This window comes from Alteromonas sp. MTD1 (assembly GCF_042848195.1).
GTDB lineage: Bacteria > Pseudomonadota > Gammaproteobacteria > Enterobacterales > Alteromonadaceae > Alteromonas.
Genome location: NZ_BTGG01000004.1, coordinates 226,768 through 249,065 on the forward strand (window position 1 = coordinate 226,768; position 22,298 = coordinate 249,065).

23 protein-coding genes are annotated in these 22,298 nt (G+C 44.8%); 15 read left to right on the top strand and 8 right to left on the bottom strand.

Annotated features, from left to right (window positions below):
- The first annotated feature begins 1 nt into the window (after position 1).
- Entirely contained in the window at positions 2–487 is a 486-nt protein-coding gene (locus ACGHAV_RS07070; protein WP_390378335.1) for a hypothetical protein, read from the top strand.
- 73 nt (positions 488–560) lie between these two features.
- Here ACGHAV_RS07070 and ACGHAV_RS07075 read toward each other — a convergent pair whose 3' ends face one another.
- Positions 561–1,529: a calcium/sodium antiporter gene (locus ACGHAV_RS07075; protein ID WP_390378338.1), complete on the bottom strand. Its 969-nt coding sequence runs from the start codon at positions 1,527–1,529 to the stop codon at positions 561–563.
- Positions 1,530–1,782: 253 nt separating this feature from the next.
- Between ACGHAV_RS07075 and ACGHAV_RS07080 the strand changes: the two genes are divergently transcribed.
- Positions 1,783–3,270, top strand: coding sequence for a RimK family protein (locus tag ACGHAV_RS07080; RefSeq protein ID WP_390378341.1), 1,488 nt, complete (start codon positions 1,783–1,785; stop codon positions 3,268–3,270).
- On the top strand, positions 3,267–4,430 hold the full coding sequence (locus ACGHAV_RS07085) for a GNAT family N-acetyltransferase/peptidase C39 family protein (RefSeq protein ID WP_390378344.1): 1,164 nt from the start codon (positions 3,267–3,269) through the stop codon (positions 4,428–4,430). The genes ACGHAV_RS07080 and ACGHAV_RS07085 overlap by 4 nt, the downstream gene beginning before the upstream one ends.
- Before the next feature lie 94 nt (positions 4,431–4,524).
- Here ACGHAV_RS07085 and ACGHAV_RS07090 read toward each other — a convergent pair whose 3' ends face one another.
- The 3 genes from ACGHAV_RS07090 to bioA form a co-directional block, all read right to left on the bottom strand.
- Positions 4,525–4,806: a hypothetical protein gene (locus ACGHAV_RS07090; RefSeq protein WP_390378347.1), complete on the bottom strand. Its 282-nt coding sequence runs from the start codon at positions 4,804–4,806 to the stop codon at positions 4,525–4,527.
- A gap of 408 nt (positions 4,807–5,214) precedes the next feature.
- Entirely contained in the window at positions 5,215–5,736 is a 522-nt protein-coding gene (locus ACGHAV_RS07095) for a DUF2937 family protein (protein ID WP_390378350.1), read from the bottom strand.
- A gap of 105 nt (positions 5,737–5,841) precedes the next feature.
- Positions 5,842–7,107, bottom strand: a complete 1,266-nt coding sequence (gene bioA, locus ACGHAV_RS07100) for an adenosylmethionine--8-amino-7-oxononanoate transaminase (protein WP_390378353.1) — start codon at positions 7,105–7,107, stop codon at positions 5,842–5,844.
- A 109-nt stretch (positions 7,108–7,216) separates the two neighbouring features.
- Between bioA and bioB the strand changes: the two genes are divergently transcribed.
- Genes bioB through bioD form a run of 4 tightly spaced genes read left to right on the top strand, consistent with a single transcriptional unit; the run spans position 7,217 to position 11,253 of the window.
- Positions 7,217–8,344, top strand: a complete 1,128-nt coding sequence (bioB, locus tag ACGHAV_RS07105) for a biotin synthase BioB (RefSeq protein WP_390378356.1) — start codon at positions 7,217–7,219, stop codon at positions 8,342–8,344.
- Positions 8,344–9,654 carry an aminotransferase class I/II-fold pyridoxal phosphate-dependent enzyme gene (locus ACGHAV_RS07110; RefSeq protein ID WP_390378359.1) on the top strand — a complete coding sequence of 437 codons (1,311 nt, stop codon included), beginning with the start codon at positions 8,344–8,346 and terminating at the stop codon, positions 9,652–9,654. Before bioB ends, ACGHAV_RS07110 begins: the two co-directional genes overlap by 1 nt.
- A complete protein-coding gene (locus ACGHAV_RS07115; RefSeq protein ID WP_390378362.1) occupies positions 9,655–10,542 on the top strand; it encodes a methyltransferase domain-containing protein in 888 nt (295 codons plus the stop codon).
- Positions 10,543–10,563: 21 nt separating this feature from the next.
- The gene (bioD, locus tag ACGHAV_RS07120; RefSeq protein WP_390378364.1) at positions 10,564–11,253 is read left to right on the top strand and encodes a dethiobiotin synthase; all 690 of its coding nucleotides are present in this window, start codon (positions 10,564–10,566) and stop codon (positions 11,251–11,253) included.
- A gap of 23 nt (positions 11,254–11,276) precedes the next feature.
- On the opposite strand, the gene pepE is transcribed toward bioD, so the two are convergent.
- Positions 11,277–12,008 (bottom strand): dipeptidase PepE, encoded by a 732-nt coding sequence (gene pepE / locus ACGHAV_RS07125; protein ID WP_390378367.1) that lies wholly within the window; start codon positions 12,006–12,008, stop codon positions 11,277–11,279.
- A 105-nt stretch (positions 12,009–12,113) separates the two neighbouring features.
- On the opposite strand from pepE, the gene ACGHAV_RS07130 reads away from it, so the two are divergent.
- The 8 genes from ACGHAV_RS07130 (at position 12,114) to ACGHAV_RS07165 (ending at position 19,735) form a co-directional block, all read left to right on the top strand.
- Positions 12,114–12,581 carry a low molecular weight protein-tyrosine-phosphatase gene (locus ACGHAV_RS07130; protein WP_390378370.1) on the top strand — a complete coding sequence of 156 codons (468 nt, stop codon included), beginning with the start codon at positions 12,114–12,116 and terminating at the stop codon, positions 12,579–12,581.
- Positions 12,582–12,651: 70 nt separating this feature from the next.
- Positions 12,652–13,560, top strand: a complete 909-nt coding sequence (locus tag ACGHAV_RS07135; protein ID WP_390378642.1) for a FecCD family ABC transporter permease — start codon at positions 12,652–12,654, stop codon at positions 13,558–13,560.
- A gap of 3 nt (positions 13,561–13,563) precedes the next feature.
- Positions 13,564–14,349: an ATP-binding cassette domain-containing protein gene (locus ACGHAV_RS07140; RefSeq protein WP_390378373.1), complete on the top strand. Its 786-nt coding sequence runs from the start codon at positions 13,564–13,566 to the stop codon at positions 14,347–14,349.
- A gap of 144 nt (positions 14,350–14,493) precedes the next feature.
- Positions 14,494–15,837: a class II 3-deoxy-7-phosphoheptulonate synthase gene (locus ACGHAV_RS07145; protein ID WP_334013149.1), complete on the top strand. Its 1,344-nt coding sequence runs from the start codon at positions 14,494–14,496 to the stop codon at positions 15,835–15,837.
- A 180-nt stretch (positions 15,838–16,017) separates the two neighbouring features.
- The gene (locus ACGHAV_RS07150) at positions 16,018–17,025 is read left to right on the top strand and encodes a DUF4118 domain-containing protein (protein WP_390378376.1); all 1,008 of its coding nucleotides are present in this window, start codon (positions 16,018–16,020) and stop codon (positions 17,023–17,025) included.
- On the top strand, positions 17,018–17,704 hold the full coding sequence (locus tag ACGHAV_RS07155; protein WP_390378379.1) for a response regulator transcription factor: 687 nt from the start codon (positions 17,018–17,020) through the stop codon (positions 17,702–17,704). Before ACGHAV_RS07150 ends, ACGHAV_RS07155 begins: the two co-directional genes overlap by 8 nt.
- A gap of 13 nt (positions 17,705–17,717) precedes the next feature.
- The gene (locus ACGHAV_RS07160) at positions 17,718–18,374 is read left to right on the top strand and encodes a potassium channel family protein (protein ID WP_390378382.1); all 657 of its coding nucleotides are present in this window, start codon (positions 17,718–17,720) and stop codon (positions 18,372–18,374) included.
- The gene (locus tag ACGHAV_RS07165) at positions 18,371–19,735 is read left to right on the top strand and encodes a TrkH family potassium uptake protein (RefSeq protein ID WP_390378385.1); all 1,365 of its coding nucleotides are present in this window, start codon (positions 18,371–18,373) and stop codon (positions 19,733–19,735) included. Before ACGHAV_RS07160 ends, ACGHAV_RS07165 begins: the two co-directional genes overlap by 4 nt.
- Here ACGHAV_RS07165 and ACGHAV_RS07170 read toward each other — a convergent pair.
- The 3 genes from ACGHAV_RS07170 to ACGHAV_RS07180 all read right to left on the bottom strand — a co-directional run bounded on the left by ACGHAV_RS07170 (position 19,732) and on the right by ACGHAV_RS07180 (position 22,138).
- Positions 19,732–20,055 carry a hypothetical protein gene (locus ACGHAV_RS07170; RefSeq protein ID WP_390378388.1) on the bottom strand — a complete coding sequence of 108 codons (324 nt, stop codon included), beginning with the start codon at positions 20,053–20,055 and terminating at the stop codon, positions 19,732–19,734. The genes ACGHAV_RS07165 and ACGHAV_RS07170 overlap by 4 nt on opposite strands.
- 75 nt (positions 20,056–20,130) lie before the next feature.
- Complete coding sequence (locus ACGHAV_RS07175) at positions 20,131–20,346, bottom strand: DUF3820 family protein (protein WP_390378391.1); 216 nt, start codon at positions 20,344–20,346, stop codon at positions 20,131–20,133.
- Positions 20,327–22,138: an ABCB family ABC transporter ATP-binding protein/permease gene (locus ACGHAV_RS07180; protein WP_390378394.1), complete on the bottom strand. Its 1,812-nt coding sequence runs from the start codon at positions 22,136–22,138 to the stop codon at positions 20,327–20,329. Before ACGHAV_RS07180 ends, ACGHAV_RS07175 begins: the two co-directional genes overlap by 20 nt.
- Positions 22,139–22,298: the final 160 nt, after the last annotated feature.

A 22,298-nucleotide genomic window follows, 5' to 3' on the forward strand; every position in this document is an offset into this window, starting at 1 on the left:
AATGGGAAATAAAAATAGTTCAACGTCAGAAAATGAAGCTGAAGCATCATCTATTAAAAGTAATGCAGCCAAAAATAACAGGGCCAGCGCAGGTAATACTGACGAGATAATCACTTATGAAAAGCTGGCTGAGCGTCGTTCGGTAGATCGCGCACAAACGCCATTCTTTCGCATAATGATAGGCGTAAACATACTTGCATGGATAAGTATGGTTGTAGTGTTAGTGTTGTTTCACTATGCCAGACCTGAACTAATCACTGGGCTTCAAGAATATTGGGGCATTGAAGGGAATACATCATGGTCTGAAGAGCACTTATCAGCAATGACGATAATGCTGCAGGTGTGCGTGGTACTAAGCTTAATCAGTATAGTGATGCGGGCAAAAAGAAACAGACGCAAGACTGATAGCTTTGGCGTTAATTTGTTTATATTAATTGCCATTGCAGCAATAAGCTTAATTACACTGGTAACGACGTTAGGCCTTTAACAAGCGCGTGCATGAAGCAGCACACGCTTTAAAATAGAAAGATGCTTTTTCGGGAAAGGTGAAACGTGCAGCGTTATATAAACGCTACCTGAATAAGCCAATAGGTATAAGCAGCATAGGCCAGCACAAAAGCACCACCTTCTAAACGGTTTAAACGGCCCTGACGTTTTATACCAATACAGAAAATGAATAATGCAACCGTTGACGCTAGCATTACAACCACATCTCGATATAAGAAGTCGGCCGATACTGCCATGGGCTGAATAGTACCCGCGATGCCCACAACCGCCAGCGTATTAAACATGTTTGAGCCAATAACATTACCTATTGCTAAATCGTGCTCACCTTTTTTAACCGCCACTAATGATGATGCTAATTCTGGAAGCGATGTACCTATGGCAATGACGGTAAGTCCAATAATGGTGTCGCTTACACCAAAATATGTGGCTACTTCAACAGCGCCCCATACCAGCATACGCGAGCTTGCCACTAAAAGCAGTAACCCCGTGATAAGCCAAACAACATGGGTTTTTACCGTGCCCGCATTGGCGTTTATCTCGTCACTATATTCACTGGCAAGCTCGTCGCTGTCACCCTTCATACCGTGGTAAATACTCCACGATATTAATAGTACGAATAGTCCTAGCAGTGAAAATGCATCGTCTTTTGATACGTTTTGGTCGAGCACTTGCCATGCAGCAAAAAACGTAATGCCCAACAAAACCGGAAGTTCTTTCTTAATAATGTTCGATTTAACGGCGATAGGGCTAATTACTGCCGTCAAACCCAAAATAAGTAGGATGTTTGCTACGTTCGAACCGTAGGCGTTACCTAATGCAATACCTGAGTTTCCTTGAATAGCAGCAAAAATTGAGACAATGATTTCGGGAGCAGATGTTCCAAAACCAATAATGAGCATACCAATGAGAAGAGGAGACATACCAAAGTGATTGGCAACAGAGGCAGCACCACCAACGAATTTATCTGCACTCCATAATAAAATGGGTAGACCAATCAAAATAGCCAAAGTGGCCAATAGCATACTTACTCCTTAACACATTTCTTACTGGCGTTTTTTGTATTGAAGTACCGCATATTTCTTGGGTACTTAAGTACATTTCAACCGCTATAAAACTCATAACTTTTTGTTGTCTTAACGATGAAAAAAAGCCGTGCTGATATTGCTATGCAAATGAATACATAGGCGTAAACTCAGCGCACATTTTCCAGTGGCGAAAGATTGAACTCGCCACTATTTATTGTAACCGACAACTCACTTTTTAGAAGCGAATTACATGCACAATACACTGATTGTTACAGATGATGTTACTCCTTTTTGTAACACCGCTTTAACCGTGCTGACTTTTCAAGAATACCTTGCTGACTTTCCGAAGCTGAACGAGCCGAAAACTCGCGTTATAAACTTATGCGACACATCGCGCTATTTGAGTGAAGGTTACTACTGTTCTTTGCTTGCGCAAGCAAGAAGTCACCTGGTGTTACCCACAGTTAATACTATTAACGACTTACGCGTGGCCGAAGAAAAAAGTATCGACCGCATGGTGTTTTCTTTGTCGGTACAGCAAGACAATGCAGAAGTATTGAGCGAGCCTTTGTTAGTACTATTCGGTGAAGTGAAAGATCAGCGTTTTAAGCGTTTAGCGCGCCAAGCGTTTGAAAAATATCCTTGCCCAATATTGATAGTGACACCATCGGTTACCCACACCAAAGTGTTGGCCAAAGCGTCGGGGAAAGTGCAGGTTGAAGGTGTTGCCACTGTGCAAGTAAAAGCGTTTAAAGACCTTGCTGAAAAACAGCAAGCCCGCTTTATTGAGCAGCTTGAAATACACACTAAAAAACAGTGGCGAGCTAGTAAAGCAAGTAAGCGTACGCGTTGGGATATGGCGATATTGGTAAACCCAGAAGAATCTACGCCGCCTAGCGACGAAAAGGCCATTAAACACTTTGTGAAGGCTGCTGAAAAAGCGGGGTTTCGTGCCGATGTGGTCAGCCGTTTGTCGCCAGAAGAGCTTGGTCATTACGATGCGCTTTTCATTCGTGAAACCACCGCTATCGATCATCACACGTACCGCTTGGCACGCGCCGCTGAGCGTGAAGGCATTGTGGTTATGGACGATACGCAGTCTATTTTGCGCTGCTGCAACAAAGTGTTTTTGCAAGACGCCTTCGTGTATCAAAAGGTGCCTGCACCGAAAGCTACATTTGTTTCAAGTGCAACGGATGAAGTGTGTAACAAGTTGATAAACGACTTTGGGCTACCGCTTGTGTTAAAGCTACCTGAGAGCTCATTCTCGCGTGGCGTGCACAAAGCTGAAAACAAAGAAACATTGAAAACAAGACTAACGCAAATGCTTGCTGAGTCGGCCTTAGTATTGGTTCAAGAGTATATCTTTACCGAGTTCGACTGGCGCATTGGTGTATTGGGTGGCAAACCTATTTACGCATGTCAGTATTTTATGGTGAGAAACCACTGGCAGATATACAACCATCAGGGGGACAGGTTTTCATCGGGTGGTTTTACCACAATGCCTACTTTCGAAGTGCCTAAACCCGTACTTCAAGCAGCTATTAAAGCGGCAAAAGTGGTTGGTGATGGCCTGTATGGAGTTGATATTAAACAGCAAGGCAATGCCGTTTACGTTATCGAAGTAAACGACAACCCGAGTATTGATTCGGGTGTGGAAGACAAATATTTAGGCAAGGCCCTGTACGAATTAATTATGCAGGAATTTGCTAATCGACTGGAGCAAAGAGGGCGATGATTTCATTGCGCGCTGCCACAATAAGCGATATTGCGGCGTTACAACATATTGAGAAAACCTGTTTTACAACCGACAGGTTAAGTAAATCACGTTTCAAATTTTATGTAGACGCGCAACACGCTGAATTAGTTGTTGCAGAGAGAATTTTGGCCGCAAACGACGAAGCTAGCCAAGGGAATGACAACCCAAACCCTGAAGTTCAGCAGTCTTCTCAGCACCAAATAGTAGGCTACGGTTTGCTATTACTGCGAAGAGGAACGCAGTTAACACGTTTGTATTCTATTGCTGTGTTGCCAGAAGCGCGCGGGTTAGGTGTTGCCGAACAACTCATTAACAGCTTGGGGGAGCGGGCGCTTTCGCGGGGAAAGCGGTTTATGCGCCTAGAAGTGGCCGAGTGGAATACGGGGGCCATAGCGCTCTATAAAAAATTAGGTTTCAGCCAATTTGGTATGTATACCGATTATTATGACGACCACACTGATGCACTAAGAATGCAAAAAGTATTGGTAAAAAGTAAAACGGCCAATCCGAGTGTTTATCCTTGGTATCAACAAACCACAGATTTCACGTGTGGGCCATCTGCATTAATGATGGCTATGTGCGCCCTTGATAGTCGCTTTGAAATGACGCAAGAAAAAGAATTGTCATTGTGGCGCACTGCCACCACTATTTTTATGATGTCAGGACATGGTGGCTGCCACCCTGTAGGGCTTGCACTTGCTGCTGCTAACGAAGGTTATCACGCGCGCGTTGTTATAAATCAGGATGTACCCTTGTTTATCGACGGCGTGCGCAACGTGGAAAAAAAGGCCATTGTTGAAAAAGTCGAAAATCAGTTTATGGCGCAGGCCCATGAAAAGGGCATTCCTGTTGAAATAGCTGACTGGCATACAGACGTCATTGACAACACATTGAAAGCGGGTGGCACAGTATTGTGCTTAATCAGCACATACGCATTCGACAAAAAGAAGATACCACACTGGGTAGCTGTAACGGGTGCAGATAAACACTGCTACTATTTGCACGACCCCGATGCCAGCGAAGGGCAAGTTGTGGAATATCAACACATCCCTGTAGCACGAGAAGATTTTTTACGACTTGCCAGTTACGGCATGCGCAAAGTTCGCACCTTAGTGCTTTTGCAAAAAGAAATAGCCTGAAGCAAATACCTGTAAAGAAACAGCTTAAAAAGAACAGCTTAAAAATATTTCACATCCGCTATATCTTGCAATCACATTAGTTCGCTTGAGCGTTCTAGTGTGAAAGCTGATTTACCGTTACTTTCTTGTTCAGTGTTTTAAGCTTAGAAACTAGCTGAGACAGTTCTTTCACCGAGCCAGAATACGCAATGCGTTTACTCATTTGCTGGCCTTTCACTGCGCTTCTGTACAAAGCCTGGCTTTCGAAGCACTGAGTTTGCTTATCGAGTGACTGCCATTCGTCAGCGAGATCGCTTGGAATACAGTGGCGTTTTGCACTGATTTTGTCTTTAATTTGCAACACTTTCCCAATTAGTAATTGTGCGTCAGTTGGCATAATATTCACTCCTGTACAACGTTTTTCTGGTATCGCTCTGTTTTCATTGGTTTTTTCATAAAAAGATGCTGTGCTATGAAAATGTTGACGCGTTACCTTCTTCGTATCTCATACAGGTATCTGCATCATTAGTGCCAAAGTACGAAAAATAAAGCTAACACAATGAAAACAGGTGTTAATTATCGCTTTGCGATAAAAGGTATGTATTGTTAGTTGTATAAAAAGTGGACGGCAAACTTTCTAAAACGGGAAATTGCTTAACATTTTCGTCTGATATGTTGTAACCCGTAGTGCGCTAATACACTGCGTTAATATGCCGCCTTGATGAATTGAACTTTAGCATTGTTAAGCATATTCAAGGCTCAGATAAAACAAATAGCACTACTATGCTATGGCAAGCACGAGTGCCTATTTATAAGAAAAACGCTTTGGTTTGCTTTTGATGTGTTTGATTTGGCAATAGCAAAAGTGTGGCGTCCACATAAGTAGATTCAACAAAATGGCTGTTATCAAACTAAATACGATAGAAGAAGGAGTGAGCGGAACCGACGGACGGTAGTTGTCTAAAACGCGTGTTAGCGTGTGGTAGTGTGAAGGTGATGCAATAAAAGCTAGCTTTTCAAAATAGTGTCCATGCTCCAATTTTCGAATACCTTGCTCAACAGTTGCCATTTGTGCAAACCGTTCAGCTTTAAGCTTTGCATTTTCACGAACAACAGCTTCGCTATTTTGCTGCAGGCTGTCGAGCATAGCGTCCACCGATGTGAAACCATGGTTTTTGGCCATATTGGTAGACGTTGTAATTTCGTCTCTAAGGGCGTCATAGTAGCCGCTTAAATATTGACGGTAGTGGTCGGCTAGAATAGGGACCTGCAGTGTAATAATAAACAACACAGCGAATAACACCTTATCTAATACTCGTACTACCATCTCTACGCCTCTATATTTTCCTTACTTATGTGCCAAGCATTTGCGCCTTTTAGCGCATTCAGGGAATTGCTTGCTCGATACAAAAAAACACACGGCAGTGACCGGTCATCGCAAAGCAGTATAAATTGCGTGTGTTAGCTTACTTAGTTGCTCAGCACTTATTATGTAGGGAGGCATAATGTATACCAGCTTGCCAAAGGGGCGTATCCATACGCCATGTTTCACAAAATGACGCTGTATTTCCGCTACATTTACCGGTTTTACTGTTTCTACCACGCCTATAGCGCCTAACACTCTAACGTCGGCCACGCTTGGTAATGATGCACATTTTGCAAGTTCGCTCTGTAATTGTTGCTCAATGGCGGGAATTTGATGCTGCCATGCATTTTCATTAATTAGCGTAAGGCTAGCATTGGCAACAGCACAGGCTAACGGGTTACCCATGTAGGTAGGACCATGCATAAACACGCCCGGTTCGCCTTGGCATACGCCCAGTGCTACATCTTCAGTACACAGTGTTGCTGCCAACGTCATGTAGCCGCCGGTAATAGCTTTGCCTAAGCACATAATGTCGGGTGATATTCCCGCGTGTTCGCAGGCAAACAGTTTGCCCGTACGGCCAAAACCAGTGGCAATTTCGTCGCAAATAAGCAGTACATCGTAGCTATCGCAAAGCTGTCGGCAGCGCTTTAAATACTCTGGATGATAAATGCGCATGCCGCCAGCGCCTTGCACTACAGGCTCTAAAATGAGTGCGGCCATTTCATGATGATGTTTTTCAAATAGCTCTTGAAGCGGCAAAATGTCGTCTTCGCTAAACGTTTGGCCGAAACGCGTTTGCGGGGCGGGTGCAAAAATTTGCTTACTTAACACTCCTTCAAACAAGCTGTGCATGCCGTTTACGGGGTCGCACACACTCATGGCGGCGAATGTATCACCGTGATAACCATTACGAGGTGCAACAATTCGCGACTTCTCTGCGCGACCTTGGCAAGCCCAGTATTGAATAGCCATTTTAATGGCAACTTCAACCGACACCGAGCCCGAGTCGGCCAAAAATACGCGTTCTAGCCCCGCAGGCACCATATTCAGTAACGTTTTACACAGATCAATGGCGGGTTGGTGAGTAATACCGCCAAACATAACGTGAGAAAAGGCTTCAATTTGATCGTGTGCAGCTTTGTTCAGTGCAGGGTTATTGTAGCCGTGAATGGCTGCCCACCAACTCGACATGCCGTCTACCAATACTTCTCCAGTAGCCAAGGTAAGCTCTGCGCCTTTTGCGCCCGTAACTTCGTAACAAGGAAGTGGGTTTACTGCAGAGGTATAAGGGTGCCAAATGTGTTGCTTATCAAATTCTATACTGTTCAAAATTTAACCGTTAGTAAATCTTTTCAAATGGTCAGAGTTGACAACTTTTCAATGACGCATAGACTAAGCCAGCATTCTCATTTAGTAAAGATTAAGTAAGGGACATTTAATGACCACGGCTTCAGCACAAAATGCGCAAACGACAACATTCCGTAACGATTGGACCAAAGCCGAAGTAGAGGCAATGTTTGCAATGCCCTTCAACGACCTGCTGTTTAACGCGCAGGTTGTTCATAGACAGCACTTCAACCCAAACGAAGTACAAGTTAGCACGCTGTTGTCGATTAAAACCGGCGCTTGTCCTGAAGATTGTAAGTACTGCCCACAAAGCGCACGTTACGACACTGGGCTTGAAAAAGAGCGTCTGCTAGAAATAGAAAAAGTTATTCAACGCGCAAAAGAAGCGAAGCAGGTTGGCTCGACACGTTTCTGCATGGGCGCCGCGTGGCGTAATCCGCGCGATCGCGACATGCCGTATATTTTAAAAATGGTTGAAGAGGTGAAAAGTCTAGGCCTTGAAACCTGTATGACACTTGGCATGCTTACTCGCGACCAAGCAGTTGCTCTTAAACAAGCTGGGCTTGATTACTACAACCACAACCTAGATACCTCACCAGAATTCTATGGCGACATTATCACAACCCGTACATACCAAGACCGCTTAAATACGCTAGAGAACGTGCGTGAAGCTGGCATGAATGTTTGCTCGGGCGGTATTGTGGGTATGGGCGAAACAGTAAGCGATCGCGCGAGTATGCTGGTGCAGCTTGCTAACTTACCAGAACAGCCGCAAAGCGTACCTATTAACATGTTGGTGAAAGTGAAAGGCACGCCATTAGATAGCGTTGAAGACTTAGATTACTTTGAGTTTATCCGCACCATTGCGGTGGCGCGTATTATGATGCCGAAGTCTCACGTACGTTTATCTGCAGGCCGCGAAGCCATGAACGAACAAATGCAGGCGCTGTGCTTTATGGCAGGTGCTAACTCTATTTTCTACGGTTGTAAGCTACTTACTACGTCTAACCCTGATACTCACGAAGATGTAATGTTGTTCAAGAAGTTAGGTATTAATACAGAACGTACTCGTGATTTTTCTGATGAGGCGCACCAGCAGGTGCTAGAAGAAGAAATTGCACAACAGCAAGAGCAGCAGGCTGACAGTAGCGATCTGTTTTACGACGCCAGTAAACCTAAAGCAAAAAGTGAAAAAGTAGTAAGCACGTTGGACGCCTAATGGCCTTTGATTGGTTGGAAACAAAACTGACGCAGCGAGCAGAACAGGGCTTGCTGCGTCAGCGTTATTGCCAGCAATACGAAAAAGACAACATTATTTGTATTAATGACAGCCACTATCTGAATTTTTCAAGCAACGACTACCTTGGCATGCGTCAGCATGAAGGTGTGTTACAAGCTTGGGTTGAAGGCTTGGCGCAGTTTGGTGGCGGAAGCGGAGCTTCACCATTAGTTACAGGCCATACGCAGGCGCACTTGGCACTTGAGGCGTACATTGCCGATGGGCTAAATCGCGAAGCGGCATTGCTTTTTAATTCGGGCTTTGCAGCTAATCAAGCATTGTGTATGGCACTGTTTTCTCGCCATGCAGGCGTGGCAAAGGCCGACAATGAAAATGTAAGTTCAAGCGCAAAGGGCGCCATTTTCGCTGACAAGCTTATGCACGCATCGTTTCTAGAAGGCGCCATGTGTGTTGGTGAACAGGCGCAGCTACGTCGTTTCAAACACAACGACATTAACCACCTTGAAAGTTTGCTTGAAAAAAGAGCTTTGAGTACATGGAACGCTGAATATGCCGATACCCTCGTAGTGAGTGAAGGCGTATTTAGTATGGACGGTGATGTTGCACCAAGTACAGCCATAGCAGCGCTAGCGCAAAAGCATAAAGCATGGTTTATGGTAGATGATGCACATGGAATGGGTGTGCTAGGGCAAAACGGCTTTGGTACTGTTGAAGCTCTCGGCTTAACACAAGCGCAAGCCCCCATAGTGATGGGCACATTCGGAAAAGCCATTGGTACCGCAGGCGCATTTATTGCGGGAAGCCAAACCCTCATCGACTTTCTCGTGAATTTTGCAAAGCACTATGTGTATTCCACCGCAATGCCCCCTGCACAGGCGGTTGCAACGCTTTATTCTCTGTCCCATATTGCTAACAATGCAACACAGAGAGACAAACTCGCTGAAAATATTGCCCATTTTAGGCAACGGTTTCATTCTATTTTTAGTGAAAGTTCAGGTTGTGATTCGAAAGAAAAAGCGACTGATACAGCAAGCGATAAGCCGCTAATTGCGCTCACTCTTGCTGAGTCAGAAAGTGCCATACAACCTATTATTGTGGGTTGCCCAAATCGTGCCGTTGCGCTTAGCGAAGGGTTAAAACAGCGCGGTATTTGGGTGTCGGCTATTCGCTATCCTACGGTGCCTAAAAATCAAGATAGACTGCGCGTAACACTATCTGCAAATCACACTGCACAGGATATAGACGTATTGGTTGACGCTATTGCCCTAGCGTACGAGGAGCTTGTGTAAGTGACAGTAAACGCAAACAATGCCTGCTATAAAAGTGCCAATATGGACGGTAGCGTAAACACTGGTACTACTGAACAGTACAACGTTAAAGCTCGTACGTTCGTTACCAGTGAAACAGGCTCCAGCGCGGTAAGTGAGCAGGCCGTCGCTACTCGTTTCTCGAAAGCGGCAGGGCAATACGACAGTATCGCCAATATTCAAAAGCGAATAGCGCAACAGTGTCTTTCATATTTACCCGAAAAGCTTAAGGGCAGTGCCTTAGATATAGGCTGTGGAACAGGCATGCACACCAATACGTTGAGCATGCGTGGTGCCAACGCCATTGGTGTAGACATTGCGCAAGGTATGTTAGATGTAGCTGCAAATTCATTTAACAATGTGAAGTTTGTAAACGCCAGTGCTCAAGCGCTTCCTTTTGAAGCTGATAGTTTTCAAACTGTGTTTTCGTCAATGGCGCTGCAATGGTCAAGCTCGCCATTGCTCGTTGCTGAGCAAATACAGCGCGTGCTTTCCCAAAATGGTATAGCCGAGCTGGCTATTATGGTGAGTGGTTCATTTGCAGAACTTCAAAACGCCCGCAAAGTTGCCCAACTGCCTCAGGCAAATACGCCCATGCCAAGCACGTCTGACTGGGTTAGCGCATTTCAAAAATCGTCACTAACACTGTCGCGAGTGATCACAAAAGATTACGTGGACACACACTCATCGTTAATGAAGCTATTGCATTCTGTGAAAGGCGTAGGCGCAGGTGAAACAGGCAACAAACAGCCTTCATTGTCGCGTCGCGATATTAAAAAGTTAGCCATGGCTTACCAGAACATAAGTGGGGTAGACGGTGAGTTACCGCTTACCTACCGCGTGAGCCATTTTAGGTTAGAAAAACGATAGATTTAGAAAATTGAGAAACTGATGAAGCAGTATTTTGTTACAGGGACAGACACTGAAGTAGGGAAGACCTACGTTACCTGTCATTTACTTCGTGCCGCAACCAAAGCTCAACTTAAATCGGTTGGCTACAAACCCATTGCGGCAGGTTGCGAATTAATAGACGGTGAATGGGTTAACGAAGACGCCGCGAACATCCAGCAGGCTAGTGGCCTAGCATTGCCAATAAACGAAATTAACCCCATTGCATTGAAGCCACCCATTGCACCGCATATCGCAGCGAAAGAAGCAGGTGTGCAACTTACACAAGCCAGTATTGATAAAGGGCTAAGGCATTTAGAAAGCTACCAGCCAGACTTTTTGCTCATGGAAGGTGCGGGCGGATGGCGCCTACCGTTATCGATAGGCAATGAAACTACACCTACTCACTATCTATCGGATGTGGTTAAAGCGTTGAAAATGGACGTGATATTAGTAGTTGGTATGCGTCTTGGCTGCTTAAATCACGCGCTATTAACCGCTGAAGCGATACGTTCAGATGGGCTAACGATAAAAGGGTGGGTCGCTAATGATGTCACAGGAAACATGTCTCGCTATCAAGAAAACCTTGCATCGCTGTGTGACATGTTACCTGAACCTTTACTGGCTGAAATTCCTTACCAGTCCGAACCCGCTGACGACGTATTGCAACGAGCAATCGAACAGTTATGTTAACAGCCTTCGTTAATTAGACTTATTTAAATCAGGTGCGTTAAATCTGCACCTGCGTTTAACGGCTTTTTCTCATCACCTAAAAAGATAAAGCCGTCATGCTCGTCTTTTTTATGCGAACGGCCATCCTCTAGCGTCAGAGTTCCGCCACTTAGCTTTAATGCAGTACCTTCTCTAATTGCTACCACTGGTGTAGTAGGGTTCAGTGTGGTGAACTCAGCTAAGCGTTGGTCTCGAGTTTCGCCATTATGCCCAGGTGGCTGATAGTCGGTGTAGTGCGGGTTAAGCTGGAACGGCACGATATCAAGCGCATCAAAGCTAGGCGGCTCGATAATAGGCATATCGTTGGTGGTTCTAATTGACTGGCCACAAATATTTGAACCTGCACTCCAGCCTACATAAGGTGTGCCGTCTGCAATAGCATGTTTCATGGGGACTATTAGCGCGTTTGAATAAAGGCTTGATAGTAAGTGAAACGTGTTACCACCGCCTACCACAATGGCTTGATTGTTCTTTTTAGCTTTATTAATAGCACTTACCGGATCATCAAACGTATGTAGGCCAGTTACATTGCATTCTGGCAGTGCTGTAGCAACAGCGTCTACATAGGCGTCGTAACTTTGTGTTACAGCAGCATAAGGGACAAATAGAAGGTCGCGAATGTCACCTAAGTGTGCAAAAATAAGCGCCCTTGCATGTTCTAGGTAAGGCTCGCTGCCTTGTCGTGAACTGCTAAGCATTAATACGTGTGCGGTCATACAAACTCCACAATTTTTCTGACGGCGTATCATACGTGAAACTAGGCGTAAAGTTTAGTCACGCTCTGTCATAGCGACTTCACATAAAGGTAAATGGGAAAGTAAATGGGACAATCAACGTCGGTTTTATTTGTGTGCTTGGGAAATATCTGTCGTTCTCCAACCGCTGAAGCTGTATTTAAACAAAAAGCCGCTGACGCAGGATTAAAATTAGTCATCGACTCTGCAGGCACCCATGGTTATCACATCGGCAAAGCGCCGGATAAGCGTTCACAAGCAGCAGGCGTAGCGCGAGGTTATAGTTTTAAGGGGCTTAAATGCCGTCGTGTAGATGAAAGTGATTTTGAAAAGTTTGACTACATTCTTGCAATGGACGACAGCAACTTATCGAATTTACGCGGAATGTCGCCTAGTCAGTATCAAGACAAAATAAAGCTGTTTCTAGACTTCGCAAGCGTTGAAGATAAAGAAGTACCCGACCCGTATTATGGCGGAAAGCGTGGTTTTGAGCTTGTATTAGACTTAATTGAAGAAGCGTCAGACGGGCTAATTGCGCATATTCAACAATCTTAATAGGAATATAAAAAGGTTGAACCAAGGGAAAAATGTAGTTGTAGCGCTTACCATTGTATTCGTGCTAGCGATTTGCAGTGTGCTTGGCGTCGTATTTTTTTCAGATATTGAGCCTGCATTAAAGCAGCATATAACGTTACAGTTGCAGCTTCCGTTAGTGATTACAGCAATATTGGTTGGTGCGGCATTGGCAAGTAGTGGCGCAACATTACAGGTGGTGTTGCGCAACCCACTGGCCGACCCGGGAATTGTAGGCATTACAAGTGGTGCAAGCTTGGTCGCAGCAGCATTGCTTTTACTGTCACCCAGTTGGGCTCAGCCTTATTTGCATTACCTTCTTCCTTTCGGGTGCTTTATTGGGGCACTTGCTACCACGTTTGTAATATACCGATTGGCGCGAAAGTTCTTGGGGTCGTCAACGGCGGTAATATTGTCTGGTATTGCAATATCCACACTCGCCGGCGCAATTATCGCGTGGCTCTATTTATTTAGTGACGCGAGTGCACTGCGCAACCTCACTTTTTGGTTAATGGGTAGTGTTTATCAAACCAATTGGCCTATCTTAGCAGTCGGCACACCGCTTATTATTGGCGCTGTTGGTGGCCAAATTTTTTATGCAGCTTCACTAAATAAACTGTATGCCGGAGATATAGCGGCGCGAAGCAGTGGTGTTGACGTTGAGAAACTAACCGAGCGCAGCCTTATCCTATGTGCCGTAGCCGTTGGTGCTGCAGTGTCTATGGCAGGCTCTATTGCCTTTGTTGGCTTGTTAGTACCTCATGTTTTACGGTTAATTGTAGGGCACAATAATAGGTGGCTACTGCCCTTAAGCGCGCTAGCGGGGGCAAGCTTGCTTTTACTGGTTGCTCTTGCTTCAGAGCTAACCCGAGCCATTACTCTTCCGGTTTCTATGGTTACTGCCACCCTTGGCGGGCCTTTGCTTATTTGGGCATTGGCAAAAGGTCATGTGCGAGGCTAGGGTATGGAAAACCAACAGCAACCAATCATTTCGCTATCTAATATCAAGCTTAAAAAACGGCTGAATATCGAAAGATTAGATGCAAAAAAAGGCGAGTGTATTTACATTCTGGGCCCAAATGGTGCGGGTAAATCTTCGCTTTTGTTTGTTATAGCAGGAATGATTGCTACCGATTCTGGAAACGTGTTGCTGCACAACAAATCGGTTGAACACTGGCCTTTGGCGAGCCTTGCTAACGTGCGAACGTTGCTACCTCAACATACCCAGAGCAGTTTTCATCTAAGCGTGCGTGAGTATCTGAGCTTTTATATGCCAAGCACTTCTGCGGCCGATGTCATCATTCCAGTACTATTAGAAAAAGCACTTGAGATAACCTCATTTCTGGATAAAACACTGACTCAGCTTTCTGGTGGCGAACGACAGCGCGTGGAGCTTGGGCGTGTTCTGCTTCAGCTTTGGCATCAACTGCAAAAAGGCGAAGCCTTAGTGCTATTAGATGAGCCTTTGCAAGGGTTAGATATTCGTCATCAATATGCGGTAGCGCAATTAGTTCAAGTCCTGTGCAATAAAGGCAATACCATTATTATGAGCTGTCATGATATTGGGTTAAGCGCAAACTACAGCAATACTATATGGTTAATGCAGCATGGATGTATTGTTGGCGCAGGCAAACCAGAGGCTGTACTTACAAAGGGTAATTTAGAAACTGTTTTTGAATGCCATTTTGCTATAAGCAAGCACGATAACTTTCTAGAATTTCAAGTTTGTGCACCTATTTCGCTTGAGTAAATGTGATACAGTGCTTCAATTACATTTTTATCATTTAATTCCTAATTAGACTGATTAGCGCAAGTCGTTACGCTTACATCAGCATTTTCATTATTATCAATATTAAAACGTTTGCCCTACGTTAATATTTTCAGGAGAACACCGTTGAGTAATTGGCAAGTAGATAGTTGGAGAAATAAACCTATTCTTCAACAACCCGAGTACGAAGACAAAGTACGATTACAAGAAGTAGAGCAAACACTTAGTACGTATCCGCCACTCGTTTTTGCAGCTGAAGCTCGTGAACTGCGCCGTCAGCTAGGTGAAGTAAGTTTAGGAAAGGGCTTCCTATTACAAGGTGGCGATTGTGCTGAATCTTTTGATGAGTTTAATGCGCCTAAAATTCGCGATACGTTTAAAGTGTTGCTGCAAATGGCCATTGTGCTTACCTTTGCCGGTCGTTGCCCGGTAACAAAGGTAGCGAGAATGGCAGGGCAGTACGCAAAGCCGCGCTCCTCAGATTTTGAAACCCGTAATGGTGTAACACTGCCTAGCTATCGCGGCGACATTATCAACAACTTTGAGTTTACCGAGGCGGCACGCCGCCCAGATCCAGACCGTTTACTTGAGGCTTATCACCGCAGCGCCTCAACGCTTAACTTGCTGCGCGCTTTTGCACAGGGCGGCTTGGCTGACCTGCACGAAGTGAACCGCTGGAACATGGCATTTGTTGAAAACAACCCGCTGAAAGAGCGCTATTCGGATATGGCTACGCGTATCCAAGATACGCTGGCATTTATGGATGTTATAGGCATTAATGCACAAACCAGCACTACGCTGCATGAAACCTCGTTATTTACCTCGCACGAGGCATTGTTGCTTAACTATGAGCAAGCACTTACACGTATTGATACCCTAACGGGCAAACCTTACGACTGTTCTGCGCATATGGTGTGGATTGGTGAGCGTACCCGTCAGCTTGATCACGCGCATGTAGAGTTCTTCCGCGGTATTCACAACCCAATTGGTGTGAAGGTGGGGCCGAGTATGCAGGAAGACGAGCTTATTCGTTTGATCGATGCACTTAACCCATCAAACGACCCTGGTCGCTTAACACTGATAACGCGCATGGGTGCCGATAACTTGGCAGACAATTTACCGCGTCTTCTTCGCCGCGTTAAAGAGGAAGGGCGTCACGTGGTATGGAGCTCTGACCCAATGCACGGCAATACATTCTCTGCATCAAGCGGTTACAAAACCCGTAATTTCGACGCTATTTTGCGTGAAATTAAGCAGTTCTTCCAAGCTCATGAAGCAGAAGGAACGCATGCTGGTGGTATTCACCTTGAAATGACTGGTCAACACGTTACCGAATGTACGGGTGGCGCATATCAAATAAGTGACGACGACTTGGCGCAAGCATACAAAACGCAGTGCGACCCGCGTTTAAATGCAGACCAGGTTCTTGAAATGGCGTTTTTAGTGGCCGATCATTTGCGCAGCGCGTAACTAGCAATTCGCCAATAAAAAATGTGAAAACAGTAAGGCCAGTAAGCATTTAGTGCTCACTGGCCTTTTTTATTGGCGTGACATGCTCTAGCTTTACAAAAAAACTTTTACGGAAATTTTACGCGTTAATTCTTACGCTGCTTGATATGCTAAATACATCGAAGTTGAACGACATGTATTATGAAGCAGTTTAAAAGCGTGCTGTTGCCACTGGGTATAATGATATTGGCGGTAGTAGTTTGCGTAGTGTTAAGTGAATGGTTGCTTCCTTTGGGAGCAATATTACTGTTATTGCAATTAGCGTGCGCTATCTCCGCACTTGTAGGGTCGCGTTTAAGCGGCATTATTGCTGGCTTTATTGGGGCGCTAAGCTTTAACTACTTCTTCACCGCACCCCTTTATTCCTTTCGCATAAATCAATTAGAAGACAGTATTAACTTCATTGTTTTTATGCTGGTGTCATTACTTATAAATGAAGTGGCCGCTTATGTTAGAAAGCAGCAGCGAGCTCTTGAAGTGGCTACTACACAGTCCAGCATGCTGCGCTCTGTTTCTCACGACCTTCGAACTCCACTTTCAACCATCATTGGTTCAGTAGAGACCATCAATACTTATGGCGATAAATTGCAAGAGAGTGAAAAGCATGCGCTGTTACAAGGTGTACTAGCTGAAGGAAGACGCTTGTATGCCTACATTGAAAACTTGCTTCAGGCTACGCGGATTGAACACAATGCACTAGCGGTGAACTTAGAAAGCGTGCCCCTTGTTAAAGTCGTCTCATCTCTTGAGACTAGAGTGAACAATTCACGCTTAACTGTGGAAAATAGCGCTTCACATCAATTTGTTACCCTGTCGGAATCTTTATTCGAACAAGCGTTGTATAACGTTATAGAAAATGCGCTTAAATTCAGCGAACACGAAGTGCAATTGAAAGTAAGCGATGATGAAAACAGCGTTACCTTTTGTGTAAAAGATAATGGCAAGGGGTTCAGTGAAGCTATGCTTCAAAAGCCTTTTTCGCTGTTTCAAACCGAACAACCCACCGACAATGGAACCAAAGGAATAGGGCTAGGACTTAGTGTGGCAAAAGGTATTGTAGAGGCTCACAAAGGAAGTATATCACTTCAAAATAGCAATGCTGGTGGCTGCGTGTATATACGCCTTTTAAAAGGACACCAGCATGGCTAACACCATTCTAATCGTTGAAGATGACATCAATATTGCCCAAATGTTAAGTATTGCACTACGTACAGAAGGGTATGACTGTGTTCAAGCTTCTAACGTTGCAGATGCCATTGCAATGTTTTTAAGAACCCCGCCAGATTTAGTGATTCTCGACTTAGGGTTACCAGACGGCGAAGGTGCTCACGTTCTGGCTCGTATTCGGCAAACCAGTAGGCTTCCTGTGTTGGTGTTATCAGCACGAGATCAAGAAACAGACAAAGTTCAGCTTTTATCTCAAGGTGCGAATGACTACGTAAGCAAGCCATTCGGTATAAAGGAATTAGTTGTGCGGGTAAAAGTATTACTGCGCGATTTTAATCCTACCGTTGTAACTGCTTCTGCCAATCGCACAATGGGCAATATCTCTCTTTCAATAAAGGAAAGAACGCTTTCAATAGACAATCACGTCATACCGCTGGCACCAAAAGAATTACAGCTTTTAGATGAGCTAACAAAACAGCCTGGAGAATTTATAAGCCAGCAAGAGTTGCTGCGTCGAATTTGGGGCCTTCACCACAGCGAAGATTCGCACTATATACGCATATTAGTGCGTCAGCTTCGCAAGAAAATAGATGAACATAACTGCGCTTCAACGTTTATAGAGACCATGCCGAAGCGCGGTTATCGTTTCAATGTTACTTAAACGGAGTTGTTAAATGTCGCATTTCACTGTTATTGGACTTGGCAAGTTTGGGCTAACAGCAAGTCTAGAGCTTATTCATATGGGTCATACTGTTACGGGGATAGACAAAAACGAACGACTGGTAGAGCAATATGCTGGCGATCTTACCCAAGCCTTAATATGTGATGGGTGTGATGAACGCGCACTAACTGAGCTCAACTTATGTGAAAGTGAGGCGGTGCTGGTGGCCATTGGCGAAAATATGGAGGCCAGTTTGCTGTGTACGCTAGCGCTTAAACATTTAGGCGTTAGCAATATTTGGGTGAAAGCCAATAGTAATGCACATCACACTATTTTATCGAAGCTGGGCGTTTCAAAAATTATTCACCCCGAGGAAGAGATGGGCGCAAGGGTCGCACAGGCGTTAAACTACCCAATGGTGAACGATTATATGGGCATTGGGCACGGGCATTATATTGTTGACGTAAATTTGTCTGATAATTTTGAGCCGCAGTCACTCGCCACCATTTTGTCAGGCTTTGAAAAACAGCTTAACTGTTTGCTCGTTAAACGTGGACAGACACTTCATCCGTCGCCTGCTGCTAAATTTGAGCTTCAGCCAAACGATACGGCGATATTGTGTGGGCCTCGTGAATCGCTAGTTGCTATTGCACCAAGGCTAGTGAAATGAACAGATGGAGTCCGGCGTATCGCCAGCTAGAGCGAAAACCAAAAGGCGCGAAAAAGGTGCAGGCTGCACCGCCGCTCATACTTAGTTTAAGCTTTCTTGCTGTCATTATTATTGGCACGTTGCTTCTAAAGCTTCCCATAATGACAACCCAGCCCATTACTTGGGTTCAAAGCCTTTTTACTGCTACCTCAGCTGTTACGGTGACGGGTCTTGTGGTGGTTGACACAGGAAGTGCGTTTACCCTTGCAGGGCAAACAATAATTGCCATTCTTATACAGCTAGGCGGTTTAGGGCTTATGACATTTGCCGTGGTAACGCTTATCGCGTTGGGCAATAAAATGAGCTTTATGCAGCAGTCGGCAGTGAAAGAAGCGTTCAATCAAACTGATATGTCGACGTTAGTTAGTACTGCCAAAGCGGTACTCTTGTTTGCCTTTGTAGTGGAAAGCGTAGGTTTTATTGTGTTAACCGCATTCTGGTGGCAAGAATTACCGCCTTTAGATGCTATGTTTCATGCCTTTTTCTACACCATCAGCGCCTTTAACAACGCTGGCTTTGCATTAAGTAGTGACAGCTTAAGTGCCTATGTAGCAAGCCCCGTTGTTAATATTTCAATAACCTTGCTGTTCATTGTGGGTGGGCTTGGTTTCTCAGTATGGTTAGAGCTCCTCAAAAAGCGTCGTTGGCAGCCATTGTCGGTATACGCTAGAGCCATGATCTTAGGTACGGTTGTAATTAATGTGCTGGCGTTCGTGCTTATTTTGCTTATAGAAGGGGACAACCCAGCCACGTTGGCAGGCATGGATACTCAGGCTGCGTTGTGGGCGTCTTGGTTTCAAGCTGTTACGCCTCGCACGGCGGGCTTTAACACTATTGATATTGCATCGCTTGAAGATGCAACAACAGCATTAATGCTACTATTGATGTTCATTGGTGGTGGTTCGATGAGTACTGCTAGCGGTATAAAGCTAATTACGTTTATTGTGCTTTTGCTTGCCGCGTATAACTATATTCGACGCGGTGCCGTACCAAGCCTATTTGGTAAATCTATTAATGCCGAAACGGTGAGTAAAGCACTAGCGCTTACGCTAATATCAATAGGCATTACTTGGATGGCTATTTTCTTGCTGCTTATTACTGAAGATGCGCCTTTCTTAGATATCGTGTTCGAAGCTGTTTCCGCGCTTGGTACCGTGGGCCTGTCGCGCGGGCTAACCGGCACGTTATCTAGCAGTGGTGAATTTATTATTATTGCGTTGATGTATATTGGCCGCCTGGGGCCGCTGACGATGGCGTACTTTATTGCAAGTCCTCGCAGCAGCAGAATTAAGTACCCAGACGCACGTCTCGCTATTGGTTAGTTTTGAAGAGCGCTAGTGCGCTCTTCTTCTGTTAATACGCCCGTGAAAATGGTTTCTCGTCGCAGGTTAGCGGTACGCTCATCCTCTGCAAGAAGCAGTGCTTTGAACACATCGGGCTGATTTACCGTTTCCAAAATGCTTTTCCACAGCATATAGCTGCCATATCGCATCATTTTTGATTCGTAACGTTGTTCTAGCTTATCTTCAATACCATCTAATAAATCTGGATTGGCTAATACCTTATCGGCAATGGCTTCATGTAGTTTGCGAATACGTTCGTTTACTTCGCTTCGTCGCTGTTTTCTTGGTCTTGCTAACATCTATAAATATCTTTACTTCTAAATCTTCATTAATCGGTTAACACTTTGGCGAAACCTACAAATATACGCTGCGCTTTAATCGTCATTTAGCAAAGGCTCTACAACCGACTCTAAGCCGTTTAGCTTAATTTCGTACATCAGCGCCAGTTGTTTACCTAGTGTATTGTCTGGAAAGCCTTGTTTGTGAAACCACACCAAATAAGGCTCAGGCAAATGAAACAAGCGCCTTCCAGAGTACTTGCCAAAGGGCATAACTTGGTTGATAGCCGCTTTAATTTGATTGGGATCCATCGTTACACTCTGTTTTGTCGCGAAGCTGAGCTTGCCATAATTGAGCGTACTCTCCGTTTTTACTCAACAACTCGCTGTGTGTGCCTTCTTCAACAATATTACCTTGTTTAAGCACCAAAATTTTATCTGCATCCACAATGGTTGATAGCCTGTGTGCGATTACCAAGCTTGTGTGGCCTTTGGCAGCATTTTGCAGTGCAGACAAAATAGCACGCTCAGAGGTGCTATCAAGAGAGCTAGTCGCTTCATCAAAAATCATTATTGGCGCGCCTTTTAACAATGCTCTGGCTATTGCTACGCGCTGTTTTTCGCCGCCAGAGAGTTTCAAACCACGTTCACCAACCGTTGTCTCTAGCTTTTCTGGCAGTTTGGCTACAAAGTCTTCAAGGTGTGCCAGTTTAATTACCTTCTCAACTTCCTCGTCGGTAGCATCGGGTTTTCCGTAGCGGATATTTTCAATTAGCGAGGTGTTAAACAGAACAGTGTCTTGGGGCACAATACCAATATGATTGCGTACGCTTTGCTGCGTAAGTGAGCGAATGTCTTGCCCGTCTATACATACTGCGCCCTGAGTTGGCTCGTAGAAGCGAAATAAAAGCTTCATTAACGTGGATTTTCCAGCACCGCTTTCACCTACCACTGCTACCTTCGCACCCGCCGGAACCGTAAAGCTTATACCATTTAAAATTTGGCGCTTTTCATTATAGGCGAACGCAACGTTGTCGAACCTTATCTCAGGGTTGGCTGTTTTTAATGGTCTAGCGTCGTTACTATCACTTATTGCAGGCACCTGTGCCAACAGGCTGAATAACTTATCGATATTCGCCAAGCTACCGCGGATCTCTCTATAAACAAACCCAAGAAAGTTTAGCGGCATAAATATTTGCATCGTAAAGGCGTTAATAAGCACAAAGTCACCAATGGTCATAGTGCCGTTTATTACACCGTATGCCGCGTTGGCCATCATAGATGTCATGGCAATGGCGATAATACTGGCTTGACCACCATTTAATGCGAACAGCGATAATCGGTTTTTTCTGCGCGCCTTTTCCCACGCTGCTAAGTCGGTGTCGTAGCGGTTGGCTTCAAACTGTTCATTATTAAAGTATTTAACTGTTTCAAAATTTAATAAGCTGTCGACTGCGCGCGAATTGGTTGTTGAGTCAGCTTCATTCATTTGTACAACAAAACGCGTACGCCAGTCGGTAGCTTTCATGGAGAAACCGATGTAAGCCACCACGCTTATCACAATAATAAGCGCAAACGACACCCCAAACTGAAATAGCAGCAGGCCAACTACTAAACTGATTTCCAATAACGTGGGTACAATGTTAAACACCATAAAACGCATTAAGAAGCTTATGCCGCTTGTGCCACGCTCTATATCTCGTGACAAACCACCAGTACGGCGGTTTAAGTGAAAGCCTAAGTCAAGGTTGTGAAGATGCTTAAAAACTTTTAATCCAAGTCGTCGCATTGCACGTTCGGTGACCCGTCCAAACAATGTGTCTCGTATTTCACCAAGCAACACGTTAATTAATCGCAGCGCTCCATAGGCAATCACTAAACTTATAGGCACCGCAATAGCTAGCGTGGAGAGGTCGCTATTTAAGCTGTCCACCGTATATTTCAGCACGTAGGGCAGGCCGATACTGGCTAATTTCGCTGCAATAAGGCACAGTATGGCAAGTGCCACACGACGCTTAAACTCAAGCAAATAAGGCCATAGTTGCGATAAGGTTTGCCATTTTACGGGTTCATCGGCGTTAGTTGGGAATCGGTTTCTTCTCATATTCGTGTATAGTGAAGCTCTAAAGCGTGATGGTTAACGATGCGACATTGCGTTTAAGATAACACGAGTTTTGTGTTTCAAGCCGACAAGAATACGCAATGAAATATATAAGAGATTAATTTGGTCTTTTTTATCGGTGTAAAACGTTTTAATCTGCATA